At 62.0% G+C, this 22809-nt stretch carries 27 protein-coding genes; 16 read left to right on the top strand and 11 right to left on the bottom strand.

Annotated features, from left to right (window positions below; all coding sequences use genetic code 11):
• Nucleotide 1: 1 nt before the first annotated feature.
• Nucleotides 2-967 carry a hypothetical protein gene (locus tag LGT41_RS09445; protein ID WP_274126631.1) on the bottom strand — a complete coding sequence of 322 codons (966 nt, stop codon included), beginning with the start codon at nt 965-967 and terminating at the stop codon, nt 2-4.
• Between LGT41_RS09445 and xth the strand changes: the two genes are divergently transcribed.
• The gene (xth, locus tag LGT41_RS09440) at nt 936-1706 is read left to right on the top strand and encodes an exodeoxyribonuclease III (RefSeq protein WP_274126630.1); all 771 of its coding nucleotides are present in this window, start codon (nt 936-938) and stop codon (nt 1704-1706) included. The two genes, LGT41_RS09445 and xth, sit on opposite strands and share 32 nt — an antisense overlap.
• Here the strand turns inward: xth and LGT41_RS09435 are convergent.
• Genes LGT41_RS09435 through LGT41_RS09425 form a run of 3 tightly spaced genes read right to left on the bottom strand, consistent with a single transcriptional unit; the run spans nt 1695 to nt 6213 of the window.
• On the bottom strand, nt 1695-3707 hold the full coding sequence (locus tag LGT41_RS09435; protein WP_274126629.1) for a capsular polysaccharide biosynthesis protein: 2013 nt from the start codon (nt 3705-3707) through the stop codon (nt 1695-1697). The two genes, xth and LGT41_RS09435, sit on opposite strands and share 12 nt — an antisense overlap.
• Before the next feature lie 18 nt (nt 3708-3725).
• The gene (locus tag LGT41_RS09430; RefSeq protein WP_274126628.1) at nt 3726-4853 is read right to left on the bottom strand and encodes a polysaccharide biosynthesis/export family protein; all 1128 of its coding nucleotides are present in this window, start codon (nt 4851-4853) and stop codon (nt 3726-3728) included.
• Nucleotides 4854-4908: 55 nt separating this feature from the next.
• A complete protein-coding gene (locus LGT41_RS09425; RefSeq protein ID WP_274126627.1) occupies nt 4909-6213 on the bottom strand; it encodes a capsule biosynthesis protein in 1305 nt (434 codons plus the stop codon).
• A 151-nt stretch (nt 6214-6364) separates the two neighbouring features.
• Between LGT41_RS09425 and LGT41_RS09420 the strand changes: the two genes are divergently transcribed.
• The 6 genes from LGT41_RS09420 to LGT41_RS09395 are packed head-to-tail and all read left to right on the top strand — an operon-like array spanning nt 6365 to nt 10906.
• Complete coding sequence (locus LGT41_RS09420) at nt 6365-6979, top strand: riboflavin synthase (RefSeq protein WP_274126626.1); 615 nt, start codon at nt 6365-6367, stop codon at nt 6977-6979.
• Entirely contained in the window at nt 6976-7527 is a 552-nt protein-coding gene (locus LGT41_RS09415) for a hypothetical protein (RefSeq protein ID WP_274126625.1), read from the top strand. Before LGT41_RS09420 ends, LGT41_RS09415 begins: the two co-directional genes overlap by 4 nt.
• Complete coding sequence (gene ribB, locus LGT41_RS09410; RefSeq protein WP_274126624.1) at nt 7520-8617, top strand: 3,4-dihydroxy-2-butanone-4-phosphate synthase; 1098 nt, start codon at nt 7520-7522, stop codon at nt 8615-8617. Before LGT41_RS09415 ends, ribB begins: the two co-directional genes overlap by 8 nt.
• Nucleotides 8618-8620: 3 nt before the next feature.
• Nucleotides 8621-9160 carry a 6,7-dimethyl-8-ribityllumazine synthase gene (locus LGT41_RS09405; RefSeq protein ID WP_274126622.1) on the top strand — a complete coding sequence of 180 codons (540 nt, stop codon included), beginning with the start codon at nt 8621-8623 and terminating at the stop codon, nt 9158-9160.
• The gene (nusB, locus tag LGT41_RS09400) at nt 9153-9641 is read left to right on the top strand and encodes a transcription antitermination factor NusB (RefSeq protein ID WP_274126621.1); all 489 of its coding nucleotides are present in this window, start codon (nt 9153-9155) and stop codon (nt 9639-9641) included. Before LGT41_RS09405 ends, nusB begins: the two co-directional genes overlap by 8 nt.
• A 59-nt stretch (nt 9642-9700) precedes the next feature.
• Nucleotides 9701-10906 carry a hypothetical protein gene (locus tag LGT41_RS09395; protein ID WP_274126620.1) on the top strand — a complete coding sequence of 402 codons (1206 nt, stop codon included), beginning with the start codon at nt 9701-9703 and terminating at the stop codon, nt 10904-10906.
• Here the strand turns inward: LGT41_RS09395 and LGT41_RS09390 are convergent.
• A complete protein-coding gene (locus LGT41_RS09390; protein WP_274126619.1) occupies nt 10901-12109 on the bottom strand; it encodes an FAD-dependent monooxygenase in 1209 nt (402 codons plus the stop codon). The two genes, LGT41_RS09395 and LGT41_RS09390, sit on opposite strands and share 6 nt — an antisense overlap.
• 81 nt (nt 12110-12190) lie before the next feature.
• The gene (gene dksA, locus LGT41_RS09385; protein WP_274126618.1) at nt 12191-12613 is read right to left on the bottom strand and encodes an RNA polymerase-binding protein DksA; all 423 of its coding nucleotides are present in this window, start codon (nt 12611-12613) and stop codon (nt 12191-12193) included.
• Between the two features lie 180 nt (nt 12614-12793).
• Between dksA and LGT41_RS09380 the strand changes: the two genes are divergently transcribed.
• Genes LGT41_RS09380 through LGT41_RS09340 form a run of 9 tightly spaced genes read left to right on the top strand, consistent with a single transcriptional unit; the run spans nt 12794 to nt 18792 of the window.
• Nucleotides 12794-13633 (top strand): AAA family ATPase, encoded by an 840-nt coding sequence (locus tag LGT41_RS09380; RefSeq protein WP_274126617.1) that lies wholly within the window; start codon nt 12794-12796, stop codon nt 13631-13633.
• Nucleotides 13630-14094: a GNAT family N-acetyltransferase gene (locus LGT41_RS09375; RefSeq protein WP_274126616.1), complete on the top strand. Its 465-nt coding sequence runs from the start codon at nt 13630-13632 to the stop codon at nt 14092-14094. Before LGT41_RS09380 ends, LGT41_RS09375 begins: the two co-directional genes overlap by 4 nt.
• On the top strand, nt 14091-14531 hold the full coding sequence (locus LGT41_RS09370) for a GNAT family N-acetyltransferase (RefSeq protein ID WP_274126615.1): 441 nt from the start codon (nt 14091-14093) through the stop codon (nt 14529-14531). Before LGT41_RS09375 ends, LGT41_RS09370 begins: the two co-directional genes overlap by 4 nt.
• On the top strand, nt 14521-15804 hold the full coding sequence (locus LGT41_RS09365; protein WP_274126614.1) for a DUF2927 domain-containing protein: 1284 nt from the start codon (nt 14521-14523) through the stop codon (nt 15802-15804). Before LGT41_RS09370 ends, LGT41_RS09365 begins: the two co-directional genes overlap by 11 nt.
• 12 nt (nt 15805-15816) lie before the next feature.
• Nucleotides 15817-15984 carry a hypothetical protein gene (locus LGT41_RS09360; RefSeq protein WP_274126613.1) on the top strand — a complete coding sequence of 56 codons (168 nt, stop codon included), beginning with the start codon at nt 15817-15819 and terminating at the stop codon, nt 15982-15984.
• Nucleotides 15984-17168 (top strand): vWA domain-containing protein, encoded by a 1185-nt coding sequence (locus LGT41_RS09355; protein ID WP_274126612.1) that lies wholly within the window; start codon nt 15984-15986, stop codon nt 17166-17168. Before LGT41_RS09360 ends, LGT41_RS09355 begins: the two co-directional genes overlap by 1 nt.
• Nucleotides 17165-17524: a hypothetical protein gene (locus LGT41_RS09350; protein ID WP_274126611.1), complete on the top strand. Its 360-nt coding sequence runs from the start codon at nt 17165-17167 to the stop codon at nt 17522-17524. The genes LGT41_RS09355 and LGT41_RS09350 overlap by 4 nt, the downstream gene beginning before the upstream one ends.
• Entirely contained in the window at nt 17521-18114 is a 594-nt protein-coding gene (locus LGT41_RS09345) for a DedA family protein (protein WP_274126610.1), read from the top strand. The genes LGT41_RS09350 and LGT41_RS09345 overlap by 4 nt, the downstream gene beginning before the upstream one ends.
• Nucleotides 18115-18123: 9 nt before the next feature.
• Nucleotides 18124-18792: a M48 family metalloprotease gene (locus LGT41_RS09340; protein ID WP_274126609.1), complete on the top strand. Its 669-nt coding sequence runs from the start codon at nt 18124-18126 to the stop codon at nt 18790-18792.
• On the opposite strand, the gene LGT41_RS09335 is transcribed toward LGT41_RS09340, so the two are convergent.
• From LGT41_RS09335 to LGT41_RS09315, 5 genes are read right to left on the bottom strand one after another with little or no spacing between them, the layout of a single operon-like run.
• Nucleotides 18789-19319, bottom strand: coding sequence for an RSP_2648 family PIN domain-containing protein (locus LGT41_RS09335; RefSeq protein ID WP_274126608.1), 531 nt, complete (start codon nt 19317-19319; stop codon nt 18789-18791). The genes LGT41_RS09340 and LGT41_RS09335 overlap by 4 nt on opposite strands.
• The gene (locus tag LGT41_RS09330; RefSeq protein ID WP_274126607.1) at nt 19319-20521 is read right to left on the bottom strand and encodes an RSP_2647 family RNA methyltransferase; all 1203 of its coding nucleotides are present in this window, start codon (nt 20519-20521) and stop codon (nt 19319-19321) included. The genes LGT41_RS09335 and LGT41_RS09330 overlap by 1 nt, the downstream gene beginning before the upstream one ends.
• A 24-nt stretch (nt 20522-20545) precedes the next feature.
• The gene (locus tag LGT41_RS09325; protein ID WP_274126606.1) at nt 20546-21238 is read right to left on the bottom strand and encodes an ABC transporter permease; all 693 of its coding nucleotides are present in this window, start codon (nt 21236-21238) and stop codon (nt 20546-20548) included.
• Nucleotides 21225-21917 carry an ABC transporter permease gene (locus tag LGT41_RS09320; RefSeq protein WP_274126605.1) on the bottom strand — a complete coding sequence of 231 codons (693 nt, stop codon included), beginning with the start codon at nt 21915-21917 and terminating at the stop codon, nt 21225-21227. The genes LGT41_RS09325 and LGT41_RS09320 overlap by 14 nt, the downstream gene beginning before the upstream one ends.
• A gap of 43 nt (nt 21918-21960) precedes the next feature.
• Nucleotides 21961-22722 (bottom strand): transporter substrate-binding domain-containing protein, encoded by a 762-nt coding sequence (locus tag LGT41_RS09315; protein WP_274126604.1) that lies wholly within the window; start codon nt 22720-22722, stop codon nt 21961-21963.
• Nucleotides 22723-22809: the final 87 nt, after the last annotated feature.

Raw genomic sequence — 22809 nt, 5'->3', positions numbered from 1 at the left:
TTCAGGCCCTATGCGGCTTGTTTGCCTGCCTGTGGGTTAAATAATCTTGCAGGGTCCGGGCATCGGCGTCCGCCAGAACATCCGGAAAATTTGCCGGGTTTTCAAGTGCATAGCCCGCTGCTTCTGCCACCTCCGGATCGAGATGCGCATTGATCGCCGCCACCTGCGCCGATGTCAGCCACTTGCGCCAGGGCTCGGCCGCATGGCGCGCCTGAACCTTTTCAAGCGGCTCTTCGGTCTTGGTGCTTTGCGCAAGCGCCACAAGCCCCTCGGCGCTTTGGCCAAGTTCAGACAGGGCCGCGCCCAGCCTGGCCACCGGGTCGGCCAGAAACGGCTCGAAGGCCAGAAATGTCACCGGAATTTCAGCCTGTTTTGCAAAACGCTGCGCCGCGGCAAGTTTTTCAACCCACAAGGCCACGGGCGAGGCGACGGCCAGCGCCATCCGCTCGCGCGGGATGGTCAGCCACGGGGTGGAAATAAAGGTATCCAGGTCTTTGATACGCGCCCCGACATGGTGGTATGGCCTTGAAAACATGGCCAGAACCCATGAATACGGGTTGCGCTGCGAAATGATCACACCCGCCAACGCGAAAAAGCTGTCATCCCATTGCATATACGCATGTTTCCAGCAGGCCGCGCGGGGCCGGGCCAAAGATTTTGCATCGCGAAATGCCGATTGCACCTCGCTGCCGCCCTGTGATCTGGCCTCGACATCGGCGGCGGCTTTCATCAGGTTCAGCACATGGCGCGCGCCGCGCGCGGCGGGGGTTGTGTAGCTGGCGCTTAAATGCGGCAAAGCCTCGATCATGCCGATCATGGCGCGTGTGCCGGTATGCCGCTCGCCCAGAACGCGGATGATGGGCGCATCGGCATTATCCGTTGCCCATGCCCCGCTTTGCCCGCTAAGACTGGTGTAACCTTTCGGAGCTTGCCCCATGAAAATCGCCTCGTTCAACATCAACGGCATCAAGGCCCGCCTGCCCGCCCTGCTCGACTGGCTTGCCGAGGCCGCGCCCGACGTTGTGTGCCTACAGGAAATCAAATCGATAGACGAGAATTTTCCGCGCGAGCCGATCGAGGATCTGGGCTATAATATCGAAACCCACGGCCAGAAAAGCTTCAACGGTGTGGCGATCCTGTCGAAATTCCCGATCGAGGATGTGGTGCGCGGCCTGCCGGGCGACCCGGAAGACGAGCAGGCCCGCTGGATCGAAGCCACCATCAACACCGTGCGCATCTGCGGGCTGTATCTGCCCAATGGCAACCCGGTCGATAGCCCGAAATTCCCCTATAAACTGCGCTGGATGGCGCGGATGAAGGCCCGTGCCGCCGAGCTGCTGGCCAGCGAGGAGATTGCGTTGATGTGCGGTGATTTCAACATCATCCCCCAGCCCGAAGACGCCCAGCGCCCCGATGACTGGTGGGGCGATGCGCTGTATCGGCCCGAAAGCCTTGCCCTGTGGCGCGAGGTGCTGAACCTTGGCTTTACCGATGCGTTTCGCGCGCGTGACGCCGCCCCGATGAATTATACCTTCTGGGATTTTCAGGCAGGTGCCTGGAACAAGAATGACGGTATCCGCATCGACCATTTCCTGCTGAGCCCGCAAGCCGCCGACCGGCTGCGCGATTGCAAGATCGACAGGCATATGCGCGGGCGCGACAAACCCAGCGATCATGTGCCGATCTGGGTCGAGCTAGAGGCGTAGCACCCGCTGGAGGCGGGCAAGACTGCGCAGATACCAGGGCTGTTTGCCCTGGCCTGCGACCATGCGTTCCACCAGCACTTCGGGTGGGCAAGCCGCGCCGGTCAGCGGGTCGCGGTAAAGCGGATAGTCAATCAGCACCGCCTGCGCCAACTGGTCAAGATCGGGCCGCGCGCGGCGGCGTGCGGGGGGTGTGGCGCGATCATCTGTCAGCCCCCAGCCAGCATAGAAAGGCAGGCCAAAACAGGTGACGGGCAGGCCGTGCATCAAGGCTTCGAATCCCATCAACGAGGTCAATGTCGCCACGCGGTCCACCTGCGCAAAAAGTGCGGCGGGTGCGGCCCGGTGGATGACCATATCGGCCAGGACACCGGCATCGGCAACCGCGCCAATGCGCAGCCCCGCCACAACATCGGGGTGGGGCTTGTAAATGATGAACGCGGTTGGATAGGCCTGCCGCACGGCTTTGAGCAGGGCCTCGTTGCTGCGCAGATCAACGGCACCCATGCGGATCGAGGCATCGTCTTCCACCTGCCCCGGCACCAGAATGCGCAGCCGCCCATCGCGCGGCGGCAGATCGACGGGGCCGGAAAGATTGTATTTCGACAGGCCTGCCGCCACGACCTGTGCGCGCAGCACGGCACCGCGGGCGCAATCGCGCGTTGCCGCCTGTGCGATCAGCGTCTCCAGCCTTGAGGGGTGCGCCGGGTTGAAGTAAATGCCGACATCATCCATCACCAGTGATTGTGCGGGCACAAGTTCCGCCCCCAAACCGATAGAGCGCAGAAACCCGTCTTCAACCTGCACCAGCCGCACGCCGGCCTTTCGGGCGGCATCTGGCAGGGTTTCGGGCGTTCGACTGGCCCAGACCGCCAATGGTTTGCCCAGTTTTTGCGCCCGCGCAAGCCCGGCTTCGGGCGGCTCGCTATAGCGCGGATGGTTCAAAAAGCGCCGAAGGCTATGGCGCTTCCAACGGCGCATTCCGCTTGCCGGGCTGCCCTGTGGCAGCACCCAATGCGCCCGCGCCCGCGCCTCGAGAATGCACAGCGCGCGCTCCAGGCTGCAAAGCGCATTGGCAAACGGGTCGTGCCAGACAGGGTTCAGAATCATCACACCGGCGAAAAGCTGGTCGCGGTTCAGGCTGCGGCTGCGCCGGCCGGTGCTTTGCGCATCATCGCTTAGCCCCCAACCGGCATAGAATGGCAGGCCAAAGACGCGCGGGCGGTGGCCTGCCAAGATCGCCTCGAACCCGATCTGCGAGGTGACGCAGTAAACCGCAGCGGCACCTTCCAACATATCCCAGGGGTTGGTCGGATGGGGCCATATCTGGCAGGTTTCATCGCAATCCTTCGCGCTGAAATAGCCGGGTCTTGCCCCGGCGCCACTGGCCGGATGGCTGCGGATCACGATGCGCTTGCCCGGATGCTCGCGCCGCGCGGCGGCCAGCATGGTCTGAAAGGTCGCGGCATCGGCATTGCCGTGGCGCACGCTGGCATCCTCAAAGCTTTGGTCAATCACCAGCACATAGCCTGCTTCGGGCACGGGTTGCGCGCCGCGCGGCTGGGCGTTGTATTTTGACAGGCCCGCACGCGCAAGAAATTCAATTGCCGCTGCCGCGCGCGCCTGCAATGCCGGATCATCCAGCCGCGTATCGGTTTGCAGAATATGCTCCAGGGTCGAGCGGTTCTGCCCGTCAAAATGCACACCGACCGGGTCGATCGTCAGGCCAAGCGGTGGCGATTTTCGCCCCGGCAAGACCGAACGCAGCGGCGCGTCCTCCACGGTGACAAGCTGCTGCCCGCTTTGCGCGGCCTTTGCCAGGGCGCGCCGCCCGCTGGGTTTGCGGCCCCAAACCGCCAGCGCATCGAGCCGACGGGCCAGCGGTGCATAGCGCAACTGCCAGCCTGCCAGCCGCAATATCCGCCGCGTGCTGGCCAGCGAAAGCATCCCAAGGGAATAGACCCCCAGCCGCTTTGTCCGATCGTTTGCACCGCGATCTTCCATTGGCTATGCGCCGGTCAGCTAAAAAATTTCGATGATGGTCGCAATATCGGAAATCGCACCAACGCCATTGGATAGGGTATCCAGGAACCGGCCCCAGGCAACGTAATTCGCCTCGCTCGCAAAAAGCGAATCGCGGTCGCGCAGCCGGAATTCCTGTGCAATGAACAGCCCCTCCGGCACGGTCAGATCAATCACATAGGCAATGCGCTGCGGTGTTGTCAGATCATTGCGTTGCAGAACGCGGTTGGCAATTTCGGCCGTTTCGGTGCGCAGAATGAAAATTCCACGCGGGTTGGCGGTGTTGTTGTTCAGCCCGCCAATGGCGGCCAACCCGTCAATCACCGTCTGCTCGCGCGCGCCAAGCACAAGCTGCGCCTGCTTGTTGGCTGCGCCAAGTGCCGTGAAATAGCGCACGTTTTCTTCAACAATTACCCGATCGCCCGCGCGCAGCGGAATGTCATTGTCGGAATTGGCATAAAGATCTTCCAGCCAGATGCGCCCGGTTTGCCCGCCACGCTGCACGGTTATCTGCGTCACACCGGGGTTGGATTGCGCACCACCGGCCACCGCCAACATGCCCGTAAGCCGGCGGTTGGAGTTTTCGAGCGGATAAACGCCCTGCCGCCCGACTGGGCCAACCACGCTGACGGTTGCCCCATCGCCGGCCTCGCGCCGCACTTCGACTTGCGGGTCGGGGGTTTGGCGGGCAAGTTCACGGGTAATTTCTTCGCGCAGCTCATCCGGTGTGCGCCCCGAGGCAGAGATCGTGCCGGCATAGGGCACAAAAATATTGCCAAGCTCGTCAACCTGCACGGCGGGCAGCACAATGGAGTTGGTGCCAGCCGCCACAAGCAGCCCGTTTTCAATATTTTCCCAAATGGTGATATTCAGCAAATCGCCGGGGTTGATGCGGCTGACCGAGGCAACGCCGGCATTCAGAAAAGCACGGGTAAAGCCAAGCGTATCATCAACATAAGACGCATCGGCAACGCGGTCATTCACCAGCACCACATGCATGGTGCCGCCGTTTTCAACCGAACCCGACAGGATTTCCGCCGCATTCGGGCCGGATCGCGGCATTTGACAGGCCGAAACAAGCAATCCAAGCCCAAGAATCAGCCCCAGCCGCACAGCCCGAAAACCCATCTGCAAATCCATCCGCCCCATTTTTTTGTGAGTATAGCGATTTAGCGCCCTACCGCTACATCTTTTGCCCGTTTGGGGGCGCTGACACAACCCTCAGTGTGGGTGTGTGCTGCGCAGATGGCAAAATCTGCGCATAGGCATCGGCTGGCGCCAGGATCTTGTCAACGACGCCACGCAAAAGCTGCGCACGGCCTGCTGCTGTATAAAACCCGCCGCTGAATTGCGAGGTTTCAAGCAGGAACTGGCGAAAATCGGCATAGGCATCACGGTCAGGCTTTTGCGGGTTGGCGAAAAACGCGGTCAGGCTCTGGTCGGCCACCAGCCCCGGTTTGGCATAAACCGCGCGCCCAAGCGCCAGCACGGGCAGGCCACGCCACAGCGCCTGCTGGGCGGCGGTGGAGTTGACCGTAACCGCGCTGCGCGCCTTATCGAGCATGGCACCGATTCTGCCGCCCATAATGTAATGCACCCGCCCGGCCACACCCATGTTGCGGGCCTGCTGGCGCACGAAACGGCGCAAGGCTTCGCGCCCGTCCTCCAGCGGATGCGCCTTGAACACAAGCTGGTGGTGGGCGGGCGCCGCTTTGGCAAAGCCTTCCATGACATCGCGCACAAAGTCGCGCATACACTGATAGTCGGAATGGGCGCGCAGGCTGGCATCATGCCCAAGTTGCAGCAGACCCAGATGAAAGGGCGCGCCCGAGCGCAGCACCGCGCGGGTCTGAATGCGGCGGCGCAGCGCGGCCAGCGGCAGCCAGAGAAGCCGGCGGATATGCAGGCGCAGTTCCGACAGCACCGAATGGCTGCGATGGGTCTTGCGCGCACCATGCGCCCCGGGCGGGCGCAAAAAGTTCAGATGGTAGCGAAACCCATACCAGGTGTGGTGCCACAGCGCGCCCCATTGGCTGGGTGCGGCGGGCGCATGTGCCCCGGCCACGCGCAAGGCGGCGCGCATTTCGGGCAGGCCGATCTGCATAAGGGCCGAGTTTCCGTTCACGCCCCCCCGCTCGTAAGTCGCCCAATAGGGGCGCAAATAGCCTTCCTCAAAGCAATGCACCGTCAGGCCAAGGCTGCCTGCCACGGCGCGTGCTGCTGCATGGTGCGGGCGGCTGTCGCCATAAAGAACCAGGTCGCTGACCGCGTGGCTGGCGATATAGCCGCGCAGAAAGGCCGAAAAATCGCCCATTTGCGGCCCATAGGCGGTATAGGGCAAGCCACGCGGCCAGAAATGCTGGTCGCCCCGGTTGAAGCCGATCCGCGCCACCCCGGCCCCCGTTGCGCGCAATCGCTGCGCCACTTGGCCAAAAAACGGGCCGTGCGGGCCTTGCAGAAACAAAAACTTGCGGTCTTGGTCGGCCATAGCGGCACTGAAATCCTGAATTCGTTAAACGTCTGGGCACTGCGCCGGTGGGGCAGTGCCAATCTTGTGCCTGGCCCTTGTCGCCCGCCCTTGCATTGTTTACCAAGAAGCGTCTGGCGGTTAAGGCAGATTTGCAGCAAGGGGCGCGGCCATGTTCACCGGTATAATCAGCGATATTGGCACTATTGTGGCACTGGAGCAATCGGGCGATTTGCGCGCGCGTATTGCCACGGCCCATGCGGGTGCAAGCCTGGATATCGGCGCATCTGTCGCCTGTGACGGGGTCTGTCTTACCGTCGTGGCCCGGGGCGATGCCGATGGGCGCGGCTGGTTCGATGTTGATATCTCGGCCGAAACGCTTTCCAAAACCAATATCGGCGCGCTCTGGCATATCGGGCGCGGTGTGAACCTTGAACGCGCCCTGCGCCTGGGCGACGAGCTTGGCGGCCATATCGTCAGCGGCCATGTCGACGGGCAGGCCAGGGTGCTTTCGGTTACTGACGAGGGCGACAGCACGCGCATCCGCTTTGAAGCGCCGCGTGATCTGGCAAAGTTCATCGCCCCCAAAGGCTCGGTTGCGCTGAACGGCACCTCGCTTACGGTGAACGAGGTTGACGGCGCGGTGTTCGGTGTCAACCTCATCCCGCATACCAAGGCTGTTACCACCTGGGGTGGGGTGGCGGCAGGCGATTCGGTGAACCTCGAAATCGACACGATGGCGCGCTATGTGGCGCGCTTGCAGGATTGGGCGGCGCAATGCGCATGATCGGCCATAATAACGGCCCGACAATGGAGCCGGGCACAAGCTGGCGCACGCATTGCTGGCAACAGGCCCGCCGCAGCCTGCTGAAAACCGTGCCGATCGAGATTGTGCGCAGCCAGATGGTGCGGGCGCGCGAGCTTGGCTTGAACTACAAAACCTATGCCTCGATCCGCGCGGAATCGGGGCAGGATGTGGTGGCCTTCCTGTTTTCAACCAATGCGCTGCGGCTGTTACGCAGCCAGGATGTGCTGGCCCCCGAAGCGGCAGAACAACTTGAAGCCTTGCAAGATTGCGGGCGGCTGCTGGCGGTCAACCCGCCCCTGCCCCTGCCGCAAAACCCGCTGTTCAGCACAATCACCCGCGCCCCCGCCCCTTTTGCGCCCTGGGCTGAAATGCGCCAAAGCCTGCGCGAAGCACTGGGCAAATTCCCTTCGGGCGGCGTGGTGCTGGTTGGCGCCCCCGAGGTAGAGCGTGAATGGGTGACGGCGGGTAAGCTGGCCGCCTATCTGCCCGCCAGCCGGTATTTTTCTCAGGAGACACAGAATGGCTGAAGCCGAATTTTCCAACGCCATTGCCAGTGTCGAGGAGATTATCGCCGATGCCCGCGCCGGGCGGATGTTCATTCTGGTCGACCATGAAGACCGCGAGAATGAGGGCGACCTTGTCATTCCGGCGCAAATGGCCACGCCAGAGGCGATCAACTTCATGGCGACCCACGGGCGTGGGCTGATCTGCCTCACGCTGACCGGCGCGCGGCTCGACCAGCTTGGCCTTCCGCTCATGGCCGCCAAGAACTCGTCGCGCCATGAAACCGCCTTTACGGTGTCCATCGAGGCGCGCGAAGGGGTAACGACCGGCATTTCCGCCCATGACCGCGCGCGCACTGTTGCCGTGGCAATCGACCCCGAAAGCCACCCGCAAGACATTGCCACGCCGGGCCATGTATTCCCCTTGCGCAGCCGCGAAGGCGGGGTGCTGGTGCGCGCGGGCCATACCGAGGCGGCAACCGACATCGCCCGCCTGGCCGGGCTCACGCCCGCCGGCGTTATTTGCGAGATCATGAAGGATGACGGGACAATGGCCCGCCTGCCCGACCTGATTGCCTTTGCCCAAAAGCACAAGCTGAACATCGGCACCATTTCCGACCTCATCGCCTATCGTCGCAAGCACGATAATCTGGTGCGCGAGGTGGAAAGCCGCCCCGTCTCTTCGCTTTATGGCGGCGATTGGGTCTTGCGCCGCTTTCGCGACACCACCACGAATGACGAGCATATCGCGCTGTGTCTGGGCGAAATTCCGGGCGACACACCGGTGCTGGCGCGCGTTCATGCCATCCAGCCCGAAGATGACCTGCTTGGCCTGAACCCCGCCCGCGCCGGCATCTTGCACGGCGCAATGGCGGCGATTGTGGCCGAGGGGCGCGGCGTTGTGGTGCTGCTATCGGACATGAACCACGCCAAGCCAAGCGAGGGCGACAGCCAGCTCATTTTGCGCCAATACGGGGTTGGTGCGCAAATTCTGGGCGGGCTTGGCGTGCAGGACATGATTTTGCTCACCAACTCGCCCGCTCCAAAGCTGATTGGCGTCGAGGGTTACGGGCTGAACATAACCGCCACGCGCGCGTTTGAACCAAGGACATAGAAAATGGCCGCCAGCATTTCCCACCACCAGCTTGAAGACCCGAAATTCGAGGACCCGACCAGGCTGCTGATAGTCGTCGCCCCCTATTACAAGGATATCGCCGCCGAGCTTGTGGCCGGTGCGCAGCGGCGGATCGAGGCGGCCGGTGCGACCCACGCGCTTGTGGAAGTGCCGGGTGCGCTGGAAATTCCAACCGCCATCCGCCTGGCCAGTGCGGCCGGTTTTGACGGGTTCGTCGCGCTTGGCTGCATCATTCGCGGCGAAACCACGCATTATGACACGGTCTGCAATGACAGTTCGCGCGCCCTGAGCCTGCTGGGGCTTGAAGGGCTGTGCATTGGCAATGGCATTCTGACCGTCGAGAATTTCGAGCAGGCCGCGGTGCGCGCCGAGGTTGCGGGCCAGGACAAGGGCGGCGGGGCCGCGGCGGCCGCCATGCACCTGATCGCGCTTGATCGTCGCTTTACAAAGCCCAGGCTGGGGCGTATTGCGCCGAGTTCACAGCATATTCAAATTGCCGCAACGGACCAGATTCATGAGTAAACCCACCCCCAGTTCTGCGCAAAGCGCCAAGCGCCAGATGCGTTCGGCAGCACGGCTTTATGCGGTGCAGGCGCTGTTCCAGATGGAAGCGGCCAGCCAGCCCGCCGAGGCCGTGCGCGAAGAGTTCGAAAACCACCGGTTTGGTGCGGTTTACGAAGGTGACACGATGGCCGAGGGCGATGTTGACCTGTTTCGCGCGCTTACGCTGGAAGCCGTCAACCATCAGGCGCGCATTGACCAGCTTACCGACAAGGCGCTGGTCGACCGTTGGCCGCTTGGCCGGATCGACCCGACCCTGCGCGCGCTGTTCCGCGCCGCCGGCGCCGAAATCATTACCCAAGACACGCCCATCAAGGTGGCCATCAACGAATTTGTCGATGTGGCCAAGGCCTTCTTCCCCGAAGGCAAGGAAGCCAAATTCGTGAATGCCGTGCTTGACCATATGGCCCGCGCCGCCCGGCCCGAGGCATTTGGCGCCTGAACCTTGCCCAACCGGCGCGGCTGTGGCACTGATTGTGCAACTTTGCCCGGGGCTTCGCTGTGAAACTTCTTCTGCATATTGGCACACAAAAAACCGGCTCGACCGCCATTCAGGTGATGCTGTTCAAAAACCGCGCCCTGCTGGCACGCAATGGCATTCATGTCATGACCAGCAACGGCACCGGCAATTACCGCAAACTGGCCACGGCCTGCCTTGATTTTGACCGCGAAGATGCGTTTTTGCTGCGCCACGATATCGCCCCCGGCCAAAGCCGCGCGGCATTTCGCGACGAGGTTCTTGCCGGGTTTGCCGCAGAACTGGCCGGGCTGAAGCCGCATATCCACACGGTTGTCATGTCGGGCGAGCATTTTTCGTCGAACACCACGCGCCTGTCGGAACTGGAACTGCTGCAAAGCCTGTTTGCGCCGCATTTTTCTGAAATTGCGGTGCTATGCTATCTGCGCGACCAGGTTTCGCTGCGCGCGGCCAGCTATTCGACAACGCTCAAATCGGGCAGCACGGCGGCTTTTGGCGATGCCATTGCCATTTGCAACCCCGATTTACCATTTTTCAACTATGCGCTGATGCTGGAAACATGGGCAAGGGTATTTGGCAAAGACGCGCTTGATGTGCGGCTTTACAACCGCGACACATGGCGCGATGGCGATTTGCTGAGCGATATGGTCGCAACGCTCGATACGGCGCTGGTCGAAAAGATCAAGCGCGAGGATGCGCCGCGCAACCCGTCGCTGAACCACCACGGCCAGTTGCTTTTGCGCGCAATCAACGAGGTGGTGCCCGCCACGCATGGCCAGCCGAACCATGTGCGCTATCACCTCGTGCATATGTGCGAAACGCAGTTTGCAGGCCCGGGCCAATACCCGCCACCTGCCGATCAGACCAAGATTTATGAAGCCTTCCGCCCTTCGAACGCGGCGGTGGCGCGCGACTATTTTGGCCGCGATGATGATCTGTTCCCGCCGCCAGACTACCCCGAAGGGCTTATGCCGTTGGAGCCGGATTTCATTTCCGCCATTGCCAGGGTTATTGCCATGCTTGTGCAGCCCGATGTGATGATCTTGCCCGGCCATTATGCCGACCTGTTTCGTGATGCCGCGACAAAACTGAAGGAGAGCGACGCCGAAACCGCCTATCAGCTTATGCATCTGGCGGCTGTCATGCGGCCTTCGGGCCACATCATCCAGCGCAACCTGAAGGAAATTGAAGCGGCCCTGCAAGACATGGCCGCGGGCACTGGCCTATAATCCGTAAGGGCGGGCGCTGTAAATCCAGTCGAACCGTCGCTGCAAAAGCGCGGGGGTCAGCCCGGACAGGCCGCGCAGCCCCATATGCGCAATGCCCCGCACAAACGGTTGTTTTATATGGTATATTTTACCGCTTTGCGCGGCGGCGGCGACAATGCTGTCGGCCCGGGCCTTGCGCGCGGCCTGATAGGCGGTCAGCCCCGACTCGACCGTGCTTGCCTGCGCCAAACACGCCGCCAGCGCCCAGGCATCTTCCAGCGCCTGCGTCGCCCCCTGGGCCAGGAAGGGCAAAGTCGGGTGGCAGGCATCGCCCAGCAAAGCCAGCCGCCCCTTGGCCCATTGCGCCACCGGCGCATGGCCGAACAGCCCCCAGCGATAGCAGGTTTCTACACGCTCCAGCAGTGCAGGCACATGGCCGCCAAAGCGCGCAAAGGCGGCACGAAACCCGTCGCCATCGCCCTGCTGCGACCAGCTTTCGCCCACCCATTCGGCCCATTCCACAATGCCCACAAGGTTCATGACCCGCCCGGTGCGCAGCGGATAGCTGACCAGATGCCGCCCCGCCCCCATATGGATGCGCGCAACCGGCGCCACGGCGTCCGGTGGCAGGCCATTGGCGGGAATGGTTGCGCGCCAGGCGACATGGTGCAGGAATTGCGGGGCGATGCCGCCAAAATGCGTGGCACGATGCGCCGAATGCACCCCGTCGGCGGCGATCACCGCATCAAACTGTTGTGATGTGTCGGCGCTGCGCAACGCGCCATCAACACCCGCTTGCGCCACCTGCCCAAGGCGCACATGCACACCGGCGGCACTGGCGGCGTTTACCAGAACGTCCAGAAGGTCCGCGCGGTGAAATTGCCAATAGGGCTGGCCGTAGCGCGCCTGGGCGGCTGCGCCAAGCGCAATAGTGGCAACAGGCGCACCATCTGCATTGCGCAATTCGGCGGCCTTTGGGGCGCTGGCGTCCATGGCCGCCTTGTCCTTGAGGCCAAGCGCGGCCAGCACCGCCACGCCATTGGGGCTGATTTGCAGCCCGGCCCCAACCTCGCCAAGTGCTGGCGCCTGCTCGAAAAGCTGCACCTTGGCCCCGCGCTGCGCCAGCGCCAGCGCGGCGGCAACCCCGCCGATACCGCCGCCAATCACCGCAATGGATGTGGCGGCCAGGCTGGTCGCATAGGTCTGTTCTGCTTGGGCGGTCATGATATTATGCTGCCATACTGCGCGCCGCAGTGCAGCAACAAAGGGCCGCTTGGCCCCTTGTTCTTCCGGTATTGTCCGCGCTCAATCGTCGCGGTGAACGCGCTCTTTGCGCTCGTGGCGTTCCTGCGCCTCAAGGCTGAGCGTTGCTATCGGGCGCGCATCGAGACGTTTGAGCGAAATCGGCTCGCCGGTTTCTTCGCAATAGCCATAGCTGCCATCTTCGATTCGGCGCAAGGCCGCATCGATTTTCGAGACGAGCTTGCGCTGCCGGTCGCGGGTGCGCAATTCCAGCGCACGGTCGGTTTCTTCGCTTGCACGGTCGGCAACATCGGGAATATTGCGCGCATCTGCCTGCATATGCTCGATCGTTCCGCGGCTTTCGTCGATGATCGACTGCTTCCACGCCTGTAGTTTCGAACGGAAATATTCCAACTGACGGTCATTCATGAAGGGTTCATTTTCCGCCGGGCGATAGTCGGTCTCAAGAATTGATTCCGCTTTCATTGTTAGGCTCCCAACTTCTTGGCCGGTATGCGCCGCTGCGTTTTTTGTGGTAACGCTTCGCGACATTGGCACACCTTGCCGATGCTATGGCGCTCCCATATAGGGAAACGACAGGCTTGTCACGTGTGGGTTTGGCAAGTTTTTGCAAATGTGCATACCCGGCGGCAGAAAGGGCGATTTATGCGGTTTGATGGAACGGGCGACTATATTGCCACCGAAGATTTGATGGTGGCGGTGAATGCCGCAATCGCGCTGGAGCGCCCGCTTCTGGTGAAGGGCGAGCCCGGCACCGGCAAAACCGAACTGGCGCGCCAGATTGCGGCCGGGCTGGGCCTGCCGATGCTGGAATGGAACATCAAATCGACCACCAAGGCCCAGCAGGGCCTGTATGAATATGATGCCGTCAGCCGGTTGCGCGACAGCCAGCTTGGCGCGGCGCGCGTGCAGGATGTGGCCAATTACATCCGCAAGGGCAAGCTGTGGCAGGCTTTCACCGCCGAAGGGCGCGTGGTGCTGCTGATTGATGAAATCGACAAAGCCGATATCGAGTTTCCCAACGATCTGTTGCAGGAACTCGACAAGATGGAATTCCATGTTTACGAGACCGACGAGACCGTGCGCGCCGTGAACCGCCCGATTGTGATCATCACCTCGAACAATGAAAAAGACCTGCCGGATGCCTTTCTGCGCCGCTGCTTTTTTCACTATATCCGCTTTCCCGATGCCGAAACACTGGCGCGGATTGTCGAGGTGCATTACCCCGGCATCAAACCCGCATTGCTGGAAGCGGCGCTTGAGCAGTTTTTCGAGATCCGCGAAACGCCCGGTCTGCGCAAGAAACCCTCGACCAGCGAAGTTCTGGACTGGCTCAAATTGCTTCTGGCCGAAGACCTGAGCCCGAAAGATTTGCAGCGTGACGGCAAGAACGCCCTGCCCAAGCTGCATGGTGCCTTGCTGAAAAACGAGCAGGATGTGCATTTGTTCGAACGGCTCGCCTTTATGGCGCGGGGCCGGTCATGAGCATTGCCATCCGCCCGCTAAAGGAGGTCGACCACGCTTCATGGCGCGCGCTTTGGGCCGATTACCTTGCCTTTTACGAAACCCGCCTGCCGAAAGCCGTTTATGCGCAAACCTTCGCACGGATGATGGCGGATGATCCGCGCGAGTTTCGCGGGCTTGTGGCGGAGAAGGGTGGCGAATTGGTCGGGCTGGCGCATTATCTGTTGCACCGCAATGCCTGGAGCCTGGCCGATAGCTGCTATTTGCAAGACCTTTTCGTGCGCCCTGCCCAGCGCGGCAGTGGCATTGGCGGCAAGCTCATCGCCGCCGTCAAAACCGCCGCGCAAGCTGCCGGGGCCGATGCGCTTTACTGGATGACACATGAAAGTAACACGACAGCCCGCGCGCTTTATGACAGACTGGCCAAGCGCAGCGGGTTTATCGAATACACGGTTGATATGGGCGCGGGGAATGCGACATGAGCCTTGAAATACGCCCGCTGGTGGCCAGCGACCGCGCCGAATGGGGCGCGCTGTGGCAGGGCTATCTGGCCTATTACGAAACCATATTGCCAAAGGCGATGTATGACACCTGCTTTGCACGAATGCTTTCGGGCGAGGCTGGCGAGTTTCAGGGCCGCATGGCCCTGTGGGATGGCCGCCCCGTCGGGCTTGTGCATTTCCTGTTCCACCGCCACGGCTGGAAGGTTGAGAACACATGTTACCTGCAAGACCTGTTCACCCTGCCCGACATGCGTGGCAAAGGCGTTGCGCACGCAATGATCGAACGCGTTTATGCCGAAGCCGATGCGGCGGGCGCGCCCTCGGTCTATTGGCTTACGCAAGATTTCAACACCACGGCGCGCAGGCTTTATGACAAGCTCGCCACCAAAACCCCGTTTATCAAATATGCGCGCTAGTCTCGGGGCAATCGCGCTGGCCCTTGCGCTGACGGGATGTGCGGGAGCGGGGCTGGCAACGCGCCCGACACCCGCCGCAGAACGTGCCAATTCCAACCTCGCCCAGGATTTTCTGGACCTGACCTTCCGGCTGGAAACCGGGCAGGTGCTGGAGCGTTTGCTGAAATATGAAGGCCCGGTGCGCGTGGCGCTTGACCCGGCACTTTCCAGCTATGCCGATGATCTGGCCGGAGTGCTGGGGGCCATCCGGCGCGGGGCGGATATTGATATCGCCCCCGGTGGGGCGGAGTCTCAGATTTACGTCATCAACGTGCCGGCCGCGCAACTGCGCAGCGCCGTGCCCGGTGCCGCCTGTTTCGTGGCCCCCGGTGTGCAAAGCTGGGCCGAGTTCCGCGCCAATCCGCGGCTGCGCTGGTCGCGGCTCACCACGCTTGATCGTGCGGCGGTCTTCATCCCCGACGATGCAGCGCCCTATGCCGTGCGCGCCTGTCTGAACGAGGAAATCGGCCAGGCGCTTGGCCCGGTGAACGATCTGTATCGGCTGCCGGATTCGGTGTTCAACGATGACAACATTCACCTGCAACTGACCGGGTTCGATTTGCTGATGCTGCGCATTCTCTATTCGCCCGAACTGCGTGTGGGGATGAGCCGCGATGCTGCCAGCGCCGCCCTGCCCGGCCTTTTGGCGCGGCTCAATCGCGCCGGCCAGAACATTGCCTATAGCGTGCAAGGCGTGGCCCCCCAGGGCTGGCAGCGCGCGCTTGAAGCCGCGCTCGACCCGCGCCAGACCGAACGCGCGCGTGCGGCGGCTGCGCGCACGGCACTGGCGCTGGGCCGCCAGATCAGCCCGCCCGACCACAGGCTTGTGCTAAGCCTGCTCATCGCCGGGCGCTTCGAGCTTGCCTCGGCCCCCGAAGCCGCGCTGGCCATGTTTGGCGAAGCGCACAGGCTCAGCCTTGCGCAGCTTGGCCCGCGCAACCTGCGCAGCGCACAAACCGGCTATCATCTGGCGGCGGCGCTTTTGTCCAAAGACCCGGCAGCCTCGCTTGAGCTTGTGGCCGAATTCTTGCCGGTTGCGGTTAGCAGCGCGGATTCGCCGCTGGAGTCGGGCCTTTTAGCCGTGCGCGCCGTGGCCTATCTTCGCCTTGGCCGGCTGGCCGAAGCCGAAGACGCCCGTCAAGCCTCGCTGGCGCGCGCCATCTATTCATTTGGCGGCACCGCCGAAGACCAAGACCCGACGCCCGGTCTGAACCCTGTCGCGTCGCGCAATTAAAAGGAACTGGATATGCTGTCTGTTATCGCTCTGCCCGTAGGTTTTGCATTTGGCTGGTGGCGCGCCGCCAAGCGCGGCGGCAAGCGGCTGGACCGTTTGCAATATGCCGCCGCCCATGCGCTGTGCTTTGGCATTGTCGCCCTGCTTGGCGGGGCCATCTTGGCAAAATTCATTGTCTGATGTTTCTGAACCTGTTCACCAATCTGCGCGCCGCACATCTGCCGGTCAGCCTGCGCGAATACCTTACCCTTCTGGGGGCGCTACAGGCGCAAGTGGTCATTCATGATGTGAACGGATTCTACTATCTGGCGCGCGCGGCTTTGGTGAAGGACGAGCGGCATCTGGACCTGTTCGACCAGGTCTTTGCCACCACCTTTCAGGGCTTTGAAGATTACACGCTGCCCGAAATCATTGCCAAGCGCCCGCTGCCCGATGAATGGCTGCAAAAGCTGGCCGAAAAATTGCTCTCGCCCGAAGAAATGGCTAAGGTTCAGGCGCTTGGCGGCTTCGAGGCGCTGATGAAAACCCTGGCCGAGCGGCTTGCAGAACAGGAAGGCCGCCATCAGGGCGGCAACAAATGGGTGGGCACGGCGGGCACCAGCCCGTTTGGCGCCTATGGCTACAACCCCGAAGGCGTGCGCATCGGTCAGGACAAATCGCGCCACCAGCGCGCTGTAAAGGTGTGGGACAAGCGCGACTTTCGCGACCTTGATGACAAGGTCGCGCTTGGCATCCGCAGCATCAAGATCGCGCTCAAACGCCTGCGCCACTGGGCGCGCGACGGGGCACAGGAAGAGCTGGACCTGCCCGGCACCATCCGCGCCAGCGCCGATGCGGGCTATATCGACGTGAAAACCCGCCCCGAACGGCGCAATGCCATCAAGGTTTTGCTGTTCACCGATAATGGCGGCTCGATGGATGCGCATGTGAAGCTGGTCGAAGAGCTTTTTTCGGCTGCGCGTGCCGAATTCAAACATCTGGAGCATTACTATTTTCACAACTGCCTGTATGAAGGCGTGTGGAAGGACAATGCCCGCCGCTGGCAGGACCAGATCAAAACCCATGACCTGCTGCACCGCTATGGGTCTGATTACAAATGTATTTTTGTGGGAGATGCCGCAATGTCGCCCTATGAGATTCTATACCCCGGTGGCGCGAACGAGCATTACAACCCCGAGCCGGGCGAGGTCTGGCTCAACCGTGCGCGCGCGCAATGGCCCAAGGCCGTCTGGATCAACCCGACGCCCGAACCTGCATGGCAATATACGCAATCCACGCAGATGATCCGCTCGATTTTTGAGGACAGGATGTATCCGATGACGATTGACGGGCTGACCCGCGCCGTCAGGGAACTGGGGCGATGATGGCAACCTTCAAACAGCTCTGGCGCAGCCACAAGGCGCTGGTGCTGGCCTTTCTTGTGGCGCTGACGGTCACCTGCTTTTTCGCCACGCGCTTTGTGGCCTCAAGCATCTACTGGGCCGATCCTGCGCATCGTGACGTTCAAATCGAAGGCTGGATGACTCCGGGCTATGTGGCGCGCAGCTATCGCGTTTCGCCGCGCGTCGTCGAAACGGCGCTTGGGTTGGACGGCTTTGCAGGTCGCGGGCGCACAATGGCCGATATAGCCGAAAGTCAGGGCAAATCGCTCGAAGTGATCCGCGCAGATGTTGTTGCGGCCGCGATTGCCGCCCGCCTTCTTGGCAGCGCCCCAAGATGAGCGATTGGTTCCTTTCCCTTGTTCCACTGCTTGGCCTCTACCTGATTTTCGCAACGACGTTGCTGTCATGCCTTGCCTTGCCGGCACCCGCCTCGCTGCTTTTGCTCAGCGCGGGCGGCTTTGCTTCGGGGGGCGAGTTGGATATTTACGAGGTCGTGGCTGTCACGCTTGCCGCGGCATTGATCGGCGATAACATCATCTATTGGCTGGGGCGGCGCGGCGCGGGCTGGCTTCAGAAAAAGGCGGGGCCAATGGAACGGGCATCGGCCTTTGTTCACAAGCGTGGCGCGCTTGGCGTGTTTCTCAGCCGCTGGCTGGTCAGCCCGCTTGGCCCCTATGTCAATATCGCGGCCGGAGCCGCGCGCCTGCCCTGGCTGCGCTTCGTTATTCCGGCGTTTCTGGGCGAAATCATCTGGATCTCGATCTATACCGGGCTTGGCTACTGGTTTTCAGGCCAGGTTGTTGAAATTTATAACATTCTGGGCAATGCCAGCGGGTTCCTGGCCGCTTTGGCGCTGACAATCGGCCTGGGTATATGGCTACGCAGCGCCCTGCGTGCCGGCACTCGCAATTCGCAAAATAAACCCTAGATTAAGGCCATGTTGCGCTTGCTTCCCATTTTGCTGGCCGTGGTCATGGGGCTGGTCATGTATACCGTATCGGCACGGCGGCTGCGCCATGCGCTCAACGCGCAATCAACCGCGCTGACCGACCCGGCGCTATTGGCACATTGCGCCGTGTTCCAGCGCGAGCTTGGCCTCAAATCGCTGCCCGTGCGGGTTTACGAGGTTGAAATGCTCAACGGGCTTGCCGCGCCCGATGGCCGGGTTTTCATCACCCGCGGTTTCATGAATGCGCTGAAGGCCGGCACCTATACATCGGCCGAGCTTGCCTCGGTCATTGCGCATGAGCTTGGCCATGTCGGTCTTGGCCATGCCCGCCGCCGGATGGTCGATTTTTCGGCCCAGAACGCGCTGCGCACGACGCTGATGCTGCTTGTCGGCCGTTTCCTGCCCTATATCGGCATTTACGTGGTGAATTTCCTGATTTCACTGATCGCGGCGCGCCTGTCCCGCCAGGACGAGTTCGAGGCCGACAGTTTTGCCACCGCCTTGATGCTGCGCAGCGGGCTTGGCATCGGCCCGCAAATCAGCCTGTTTGAAAAACTGGGCAAAAAGAGTGGCATGGCGGCACCTGCATGGCTGCTCAGCCACCCCAAGGCCGACCAGCGCATCGCCGCCATTCGCGAGATCGCCAGGCAAGGCTAGGCCAGGTGCTTGCCCAATCGCGGCAGGCCCGCGCGGCGCAACAGCGGGCGCAGCGGCTGGGGACGGCCCGAAATCGCCTCGGTGCGGGCCTGCACCTCGGCCACCACGCGCGCAATCGCATGGCCTTCGGCACACAGGCTTAGCAGCAGCACATCGGGGTCGGTCACCTGAATGCCCAGTCGGCCCACCACGCGTGTGGGAAAGTCGCGCAGGTTCTTGGTGGCAAGGTAGTCGGCCTGCCCGGCCACGGCGGCACCCAGCACATGCAGATCATCGGCATCGGGCAGGGTAAGGTCATCCAGCGGGGCGGGGCGCGTTTCAGCATCGGGGAAGCGGGCGCGCAGCAGCGCAATTTCGGTGCGGGCAATGCCCTCTGCCTCGGCTCCCAGCCGCGCGGCGGCATGTTGCCATTCGCCAAGAATGCGGGCCGACCAAAGTGGCTGGAAAGCCCCTGAATGCGCCGCGCCCATCAACACCTCGCGCAGCACACTGGGCAACAGCACGCAAGCGTCGAGCAATACGCGCATTACTCCAGCGCCAGGAAGATAGCCTTCAGATAGCTGCTTTCCGCCAGATGCGGATGCACCGGATGATCCGGCCCCGCCGCGCCTTCGTGCAGAATGCGCCCGCTGCGCCCGGCCTTGCCAAGCCCGCGCAAACAGGCGGCGCGGAATTTTGCCAGATCGGCGGCGTGCGAACAGGAGCATAGCACCAGATAGCCGCCCGGCGCCACAAGCCCAGCGCCCAGGCGTGCCACACGCTCATAGGCGCGCAAGCCCGCCTCAAGCGCCGGTTTGGCGGGGGCAAAGGCGGGCGGGTCGCACACGACCAGGCCATAGCTTGCACCCTCTTCTGCGAGGCTTGTCATAATCTCGAACGCATCGCCGCGGCGCGTGCCGAATGTTTCGGCATGGCCCGACGCCGCCGCGCCGCCTTCGGCAAGCGCAAGCGCGCCAGCCGAAGCATCGACGGCCAGCACCGACTTGGCCCCGCCCGCCAGCGCCGCCAGCCCGAAGCCGCCGACATGGCTGAACACATCCAGCACATTGCGCCCCCTGGCCAGCCGCGCGGCAAAGGCGTGGTTCGGGCGCTGGTCGTAGAACAGCCCGGTTTTCTGCCCGCCGGTAATATCGGCCAGATAGGTGGCGCCGTTCATCGGCACCGGCACGGGCTTGTCATGCCTGCCAAGCAGCCAGCGGCTTTCACCCTCCAACCCCTCCAGCTTGCGCGCGCGCCCCGATGTATTGGCATAGATATGCGCCACTCCGGTGACCTCGGCCAAAGCCGCGGCAAGCTCGGCCAGCAGCAGGTCGGCCCAGGCGGCATTGGGCTGGATCACCGCGACATCGCCAAAGCGGTCGATGATCACGCCGGGCAAGCCATCGCCTTCGGCATGGATCAGCCGATAGAAGGGCGCATCGAACAGATCGTCGCGCAGCGCCAGCGCACGGGAAAGCTTCTCGGCAAACCACGCCTGGTTGATCTCGGCATCCATATCGCGGCCCAGCACGCGAATGCCGATTTTCGAGTTCGGATTGAAGCCGCAAAGCGCCAGCGGGTTGCGCTGATCATCCTGCAATTCGACAAGTGTGCCGGGGGCAAGGGCGCGGCTCCGGCGGTCCATCACCAGATTGTCGGTAAAAACCCAGGGCGCACCAAAGCGCACAAGCTGCGCAGGGCCTTTGGGCTTCAGGCGAATGACGGGGCGGGTTAGTGCTGTGGTGTCCATGCCATGCCCATAGCGCGGCGCGGGCTAATGCGCCAGTGCCAGATGCCGCAGATATTTGGTCTCGAGCCAACGAAAGGTCATGACCAGCGCAAGGGTCAGCGCCATATACAGCACCGCGGCGGTGAGAATACCCTCATAGGCCAGATAGTAACGCGCGCTCAACGTGCGCCCGGCCCCCAGAATATCCTGAATGGTGATCACGCTTGCCACGACCGAGCCATGCAGCATGAACACCACCTCATTGCCATATTGCGGCAGCGCACGGCGCAGAGCCGATGGGATAAGCACAAGCCGCGCCACCTGAAACCTGGTCAGCCCCAGCGCGGTGGCCGCCTCGATCTCGCCTTCGGGCGTGGTTTCTATGGCACCGCGAATAATCTCGGTCGCATAGGCGCCGGAATTCAGCGAAAAGGTGATCAGCGCGCACCAATAGGCTTCGCGCAATACCGGCCAGGCAAAGCTGTCTTTCACCACGTCAAACTGCGCCAGCCCGTAATAGACAAGGTAAAGCTGCACCAGCAGCGGCGTGCCGCGAAAGGCGTAGACATAGGCGTTGATCAGCGGTGACAGGAACCTTGTCCGCCGCGCCCGCGCCAGCCCGCAAGGCAGGGCAATACAAAAGCCGAAGAACAGTGCCAGCGCGGTCAACTGCATGGTCATCCAGGTGCCTTCAAGGAAAATATCGAAGTTATCAACGATCCGGTCAAGCTGCATCATTGCGCCCCTTGATCGTGTAACGCCGCTCGGCCCAGTTGAAAATGCTCTGGCTTACGAAGGTGAAGAGCAGATAGATAACGAAAACCGCCGCGAAAAACGTGAAGGGCTCGCGCACCGATTTACCGGCGTCATTGGCAAGGCCCACAAGGTCTTGCAGGCTGATGACCGACACAACGGCGGTGGACTTGATCAGCACCTGCCAGACATTCGCGTAGCCGGCAATGGCAAAGCGCACCAGTTGCGGCAGCGTGACCTTCCACAGGATGACGAAGCGCCGCAGGCCAAGGGCGCGCGCCGCCTCTATCTGGCCGCGCGGAATGGTCATATAGGCGCCGCGAAAGGTTTCGGTCAGGTAAGCGCCGTAGAAAAAGCCGATGGCCGTAACCCCGGCCCAGAATTTGGAAATGTCGATATAGCCAAAGCCGAACCAGCCGCCCAGAACGCCCAACAGACGCTGGCCACCGAAATACACCAGCAAGATCAGCACAAGGTCGGGAATGCCGCGCACAAGGCTTGTGTAGCCAAACACCACGTTGCGCGCGACCGGCCCGCCACCAATTTTGCCCGCCGCGCCAAGCGCGCCCAGAATTGTGGCCAATAGCAGCGAGGCCAAGGCAAGTTCCAGCGTGACCAGCGTGCCGCGGGCCAGCAATGGCGCGTATAATATGAGATTTTCCATAGGGGCGGCTGCGCCCCGCATTCAGGGCGCAGCCATTTCCTGTTTAGCCGCCGTAAATGTCGAAGTCGAAGTAGCGGTCGTTGATCTCGCCATATTCGCCAGATTCACGGATTGCGGCAATCGCCGCGGAAAACGCGTCGCGCAGGGCTTCTTCGCCTTTGCGCACGCCAATGCCGGCACCGTCGCCATGATATTCCGGAATGGAATAGGATTCGCCAAAGAAGCCATAGCCCTCACCGGCTTCGGTTTTCAGAAAGCCATCATCCATTGCAACCGAATCTGCCATCACCGCATCGACACGGCCGGCCACAAGGTCAAGATAGGCCTCGTCTTGCGTGCCATAAAGGCGCAGTTCAACATCGGGAAATTCGCCTTCCATAAAGTCCTGGTGGATCGTGCCGCGCTGAACGCCCACAACCCCGGCCTGCATGGCTTCCATTGTCATGCCGTCGGCGCCGATGAAGGCGGCTGGCGAATTGTAATAGGCGGCGGTGAAATCGATCACCTCCATACGGTCGGGCGTAATCGACATGGATGCGATGATCGCGTCGCATTTGCCTTCCAGCAATGCGGGGATAATGCCGTCCCAATCGGTTTTCAGCATGGTGCAATCATAGCCCATTTCACTGCAAAGCGCGTTGGCGATGTCGATGTCAAAGCCGGCAACCTCGCCCGAGGCTTCGGTATAGGAAAACGGCGGATAGGCCCCTTCCACACAAATGTTGAGCGATTGCGCCATTGCGCCGGTTGCCAAAGTGCTTGCCAAAGTGCTTGCCACAAGGGCCGCGCCAAATATGCGTTTCATATATGTTCTCCCTGAACATGTGCGTCGGTGCCTCATGCACCAATCTTTATGCCATTAGCTTTATCGCCTGGTCTGATTTGTTCAAGC

Origin of the sequence: Abyssibius alkaniclasticus (genome assembly GCF_020447305.1) — a bacterium.
Lineage (GTDB): Bacteria > Pseudomonadota > Alphaproteobacteria > Rhodobacterales > Rhodobacteraceae > Abyssibius > Abyssibius alkaniclasticus.
The sequence above is the reverse complement of the archived record's forward strand: the minus strand, read 5'-3'. Positions and strand labels throughout refer to the sequence as shown.

Coding starts and splice junctions, on each gene's coding strand:
- xth (WP_274126630.1), top strand. CDS start 936: ATGAAAATCGCCTCGTTCAACATCAACGGCATCAAGGCCCGCCTGCCC.
- LGT41_RS09445 (WP_274126631.1), bottom strand. CDS start 967: ATGCCGTTGATGTTGAACGAGGCGATTTTCATGGGGCAAGCTCCGAAA.
- LGT41_RS09435 (WP_274126629.1), bottom strand. CDS start 3,707: ATGGAAGATCGCGGTGCAAACGATCGGACAAAGCGGCTGGGGGTCTAT.
- LGT41_RS09430 (WP_274126628.1), bottom strand. CDS start 4,853: ATGGGTTTTCGGGCTGTGCGGCTGGGGCTGATTCTTGGGCTTGGATTG.
- LGT41_RS09425 (WP_274126627.1), bottom strand. CDS start 6,213: ATGGCCGACCAAGACCGCAAGTTTTTGTTTCTGCAAGGCCCGCACGGC.
- LGT41_RS09420 (WP_274126626.1), top strand. CDS start 6,365: ATGTTCACCGGTATAATCAGCGATATTGGCACTATTGTGGCACTGGAG.
- LGT41_RS09415 (WP_274126625.1), top strand. CDS start 6,976: ATGATCGGCCATAATAACGGCCCGACAATGGAGCCGGGCACAAGCTGG.
- ribB (WP_274126624.1), top strand. CDS start 7,520: ATGGCTGAAGCCGAATTTTCCAACGCCATTGCCAGTGTCGAGGAGATT.
- LGT41_RS09405 (WP_274126622.1), top strand. CDS start 8,621: ATGGCCGCCAGCATTTCCCACCACCAGCTTGAAGACCCGAAATTCGAG.
- nusB (WP_274126621.1), top strand. CDS start 9,153: ATGAGTAAACCCACCCCCAGTTCTGCGCAAAGCGCCAAGCGCCAGATG.
- LGT41_RS09390 (WP_274126619.1), bottom strand. CDS start 12,109: ATGACCGCCCAAGCAGAACAGACCTATGCGACCAGCCTGGCCGCCACA.
- dksA (WP_274126618.1), bottom strand. CDS start 12,613: ATGAAAGCGGAATCAATTCTTGAGACCGACTATCGCCCGGCGGAAAAT.
- LGT41_RS09380 (WP_274126617.1), top strand. CDS start 12,794: ATGCGGTTTGATGGAACGGGCGACTATATTGCCACCGAAGATTTGATG.
- LGT41_RS09375 (WP_274126616.1), top strand. CDS start 13,630: ATGAGCATTGCCATCCGCCCGCTAAAGGAGGTCGACCACGCTTCATGG.
- LGT41_RS09370 (WP_274126615.1), top strand. CDS start 14,091: ATGAGCCTTGAAATACGCCCGCTGGTGGCCAGCGACCGCGCCGAATGG.
- LGT41_RS09365 (WP_274126614.1), top strand. CDS start 14,521: ATGCGCGCTAGTCTCGGGGCAATCGCGCTGGCCCTTGCGCTGACGGGA.
- LGT41_RS09360 (WP_274126613.1), top strand. CDS start 15,817: ATGCTGTCTGTTATCGCTCTGCCCGTAGGTTTTGCATTTGGCTGGTGG.
- LGT41_RS09355 (WP_274126612.1), top strand. CDS start 15,984: ATGTTTCTGAACCTGTTCACCAATCTGCGCGCCGCACATCTGCCGGTC.
- LGT41_RS09350 (WP_274126611.1), top strand. CDS start 17,165: ATGATGGCAACCTTCAAACAGCTCTGGCGCAGCCACAAGGCGCTGGTG.
- LGT41_RS09345 (WP_274126610.1), top strand. CDS start 17,521: ATGAGCGATTGGTTCCTTTCCCTTGTTCCACTGCTTGGCCTCTACCTG.
- LGT41_RS09340 (WP_274126609.1), top strand. CDS start 18,124: ATGTTGCGCTTGCTTCCCATTTTGCTGGCCGTGGTCATGGGGCTGGTC.
- LGT41_RS09335 (WP_274126608.1), bottom strand. CDS start 19,319: ATGCGCGTATTGCTCGACGCTTGCGTGCTGTTGCCCAGTGTGCTGCGC.
- LGT41_RS09330 (WP_274126607.1), bottom strand. CDS start 20,521: ATGGACACCACAGCACTAACCCGCCCCGTCATTCGCCTGAAGCCCAAA.
- LGT41_RS09325 (WP_274126606.1), bottom strand. CDS start 21,238: ATGATGCAGCTTGACCGGATCGTTGATAACTTCGATATTTTCCTTGAA.
- LGT41_RS09320 (WP_274126605.1), bottom strand. CDS start 21,917: ATGGAAAATCTCATATTATACGCGCCATTGCTGGCCCGCGGCACGCTG.
- LGT41_RS09315 (WP_274126604.1), bottom strand. CDS start 22,722: ATGAAACGCATATTTGGCGCGGCCCTTGTGGCAAGCACTTTGGCAAGC.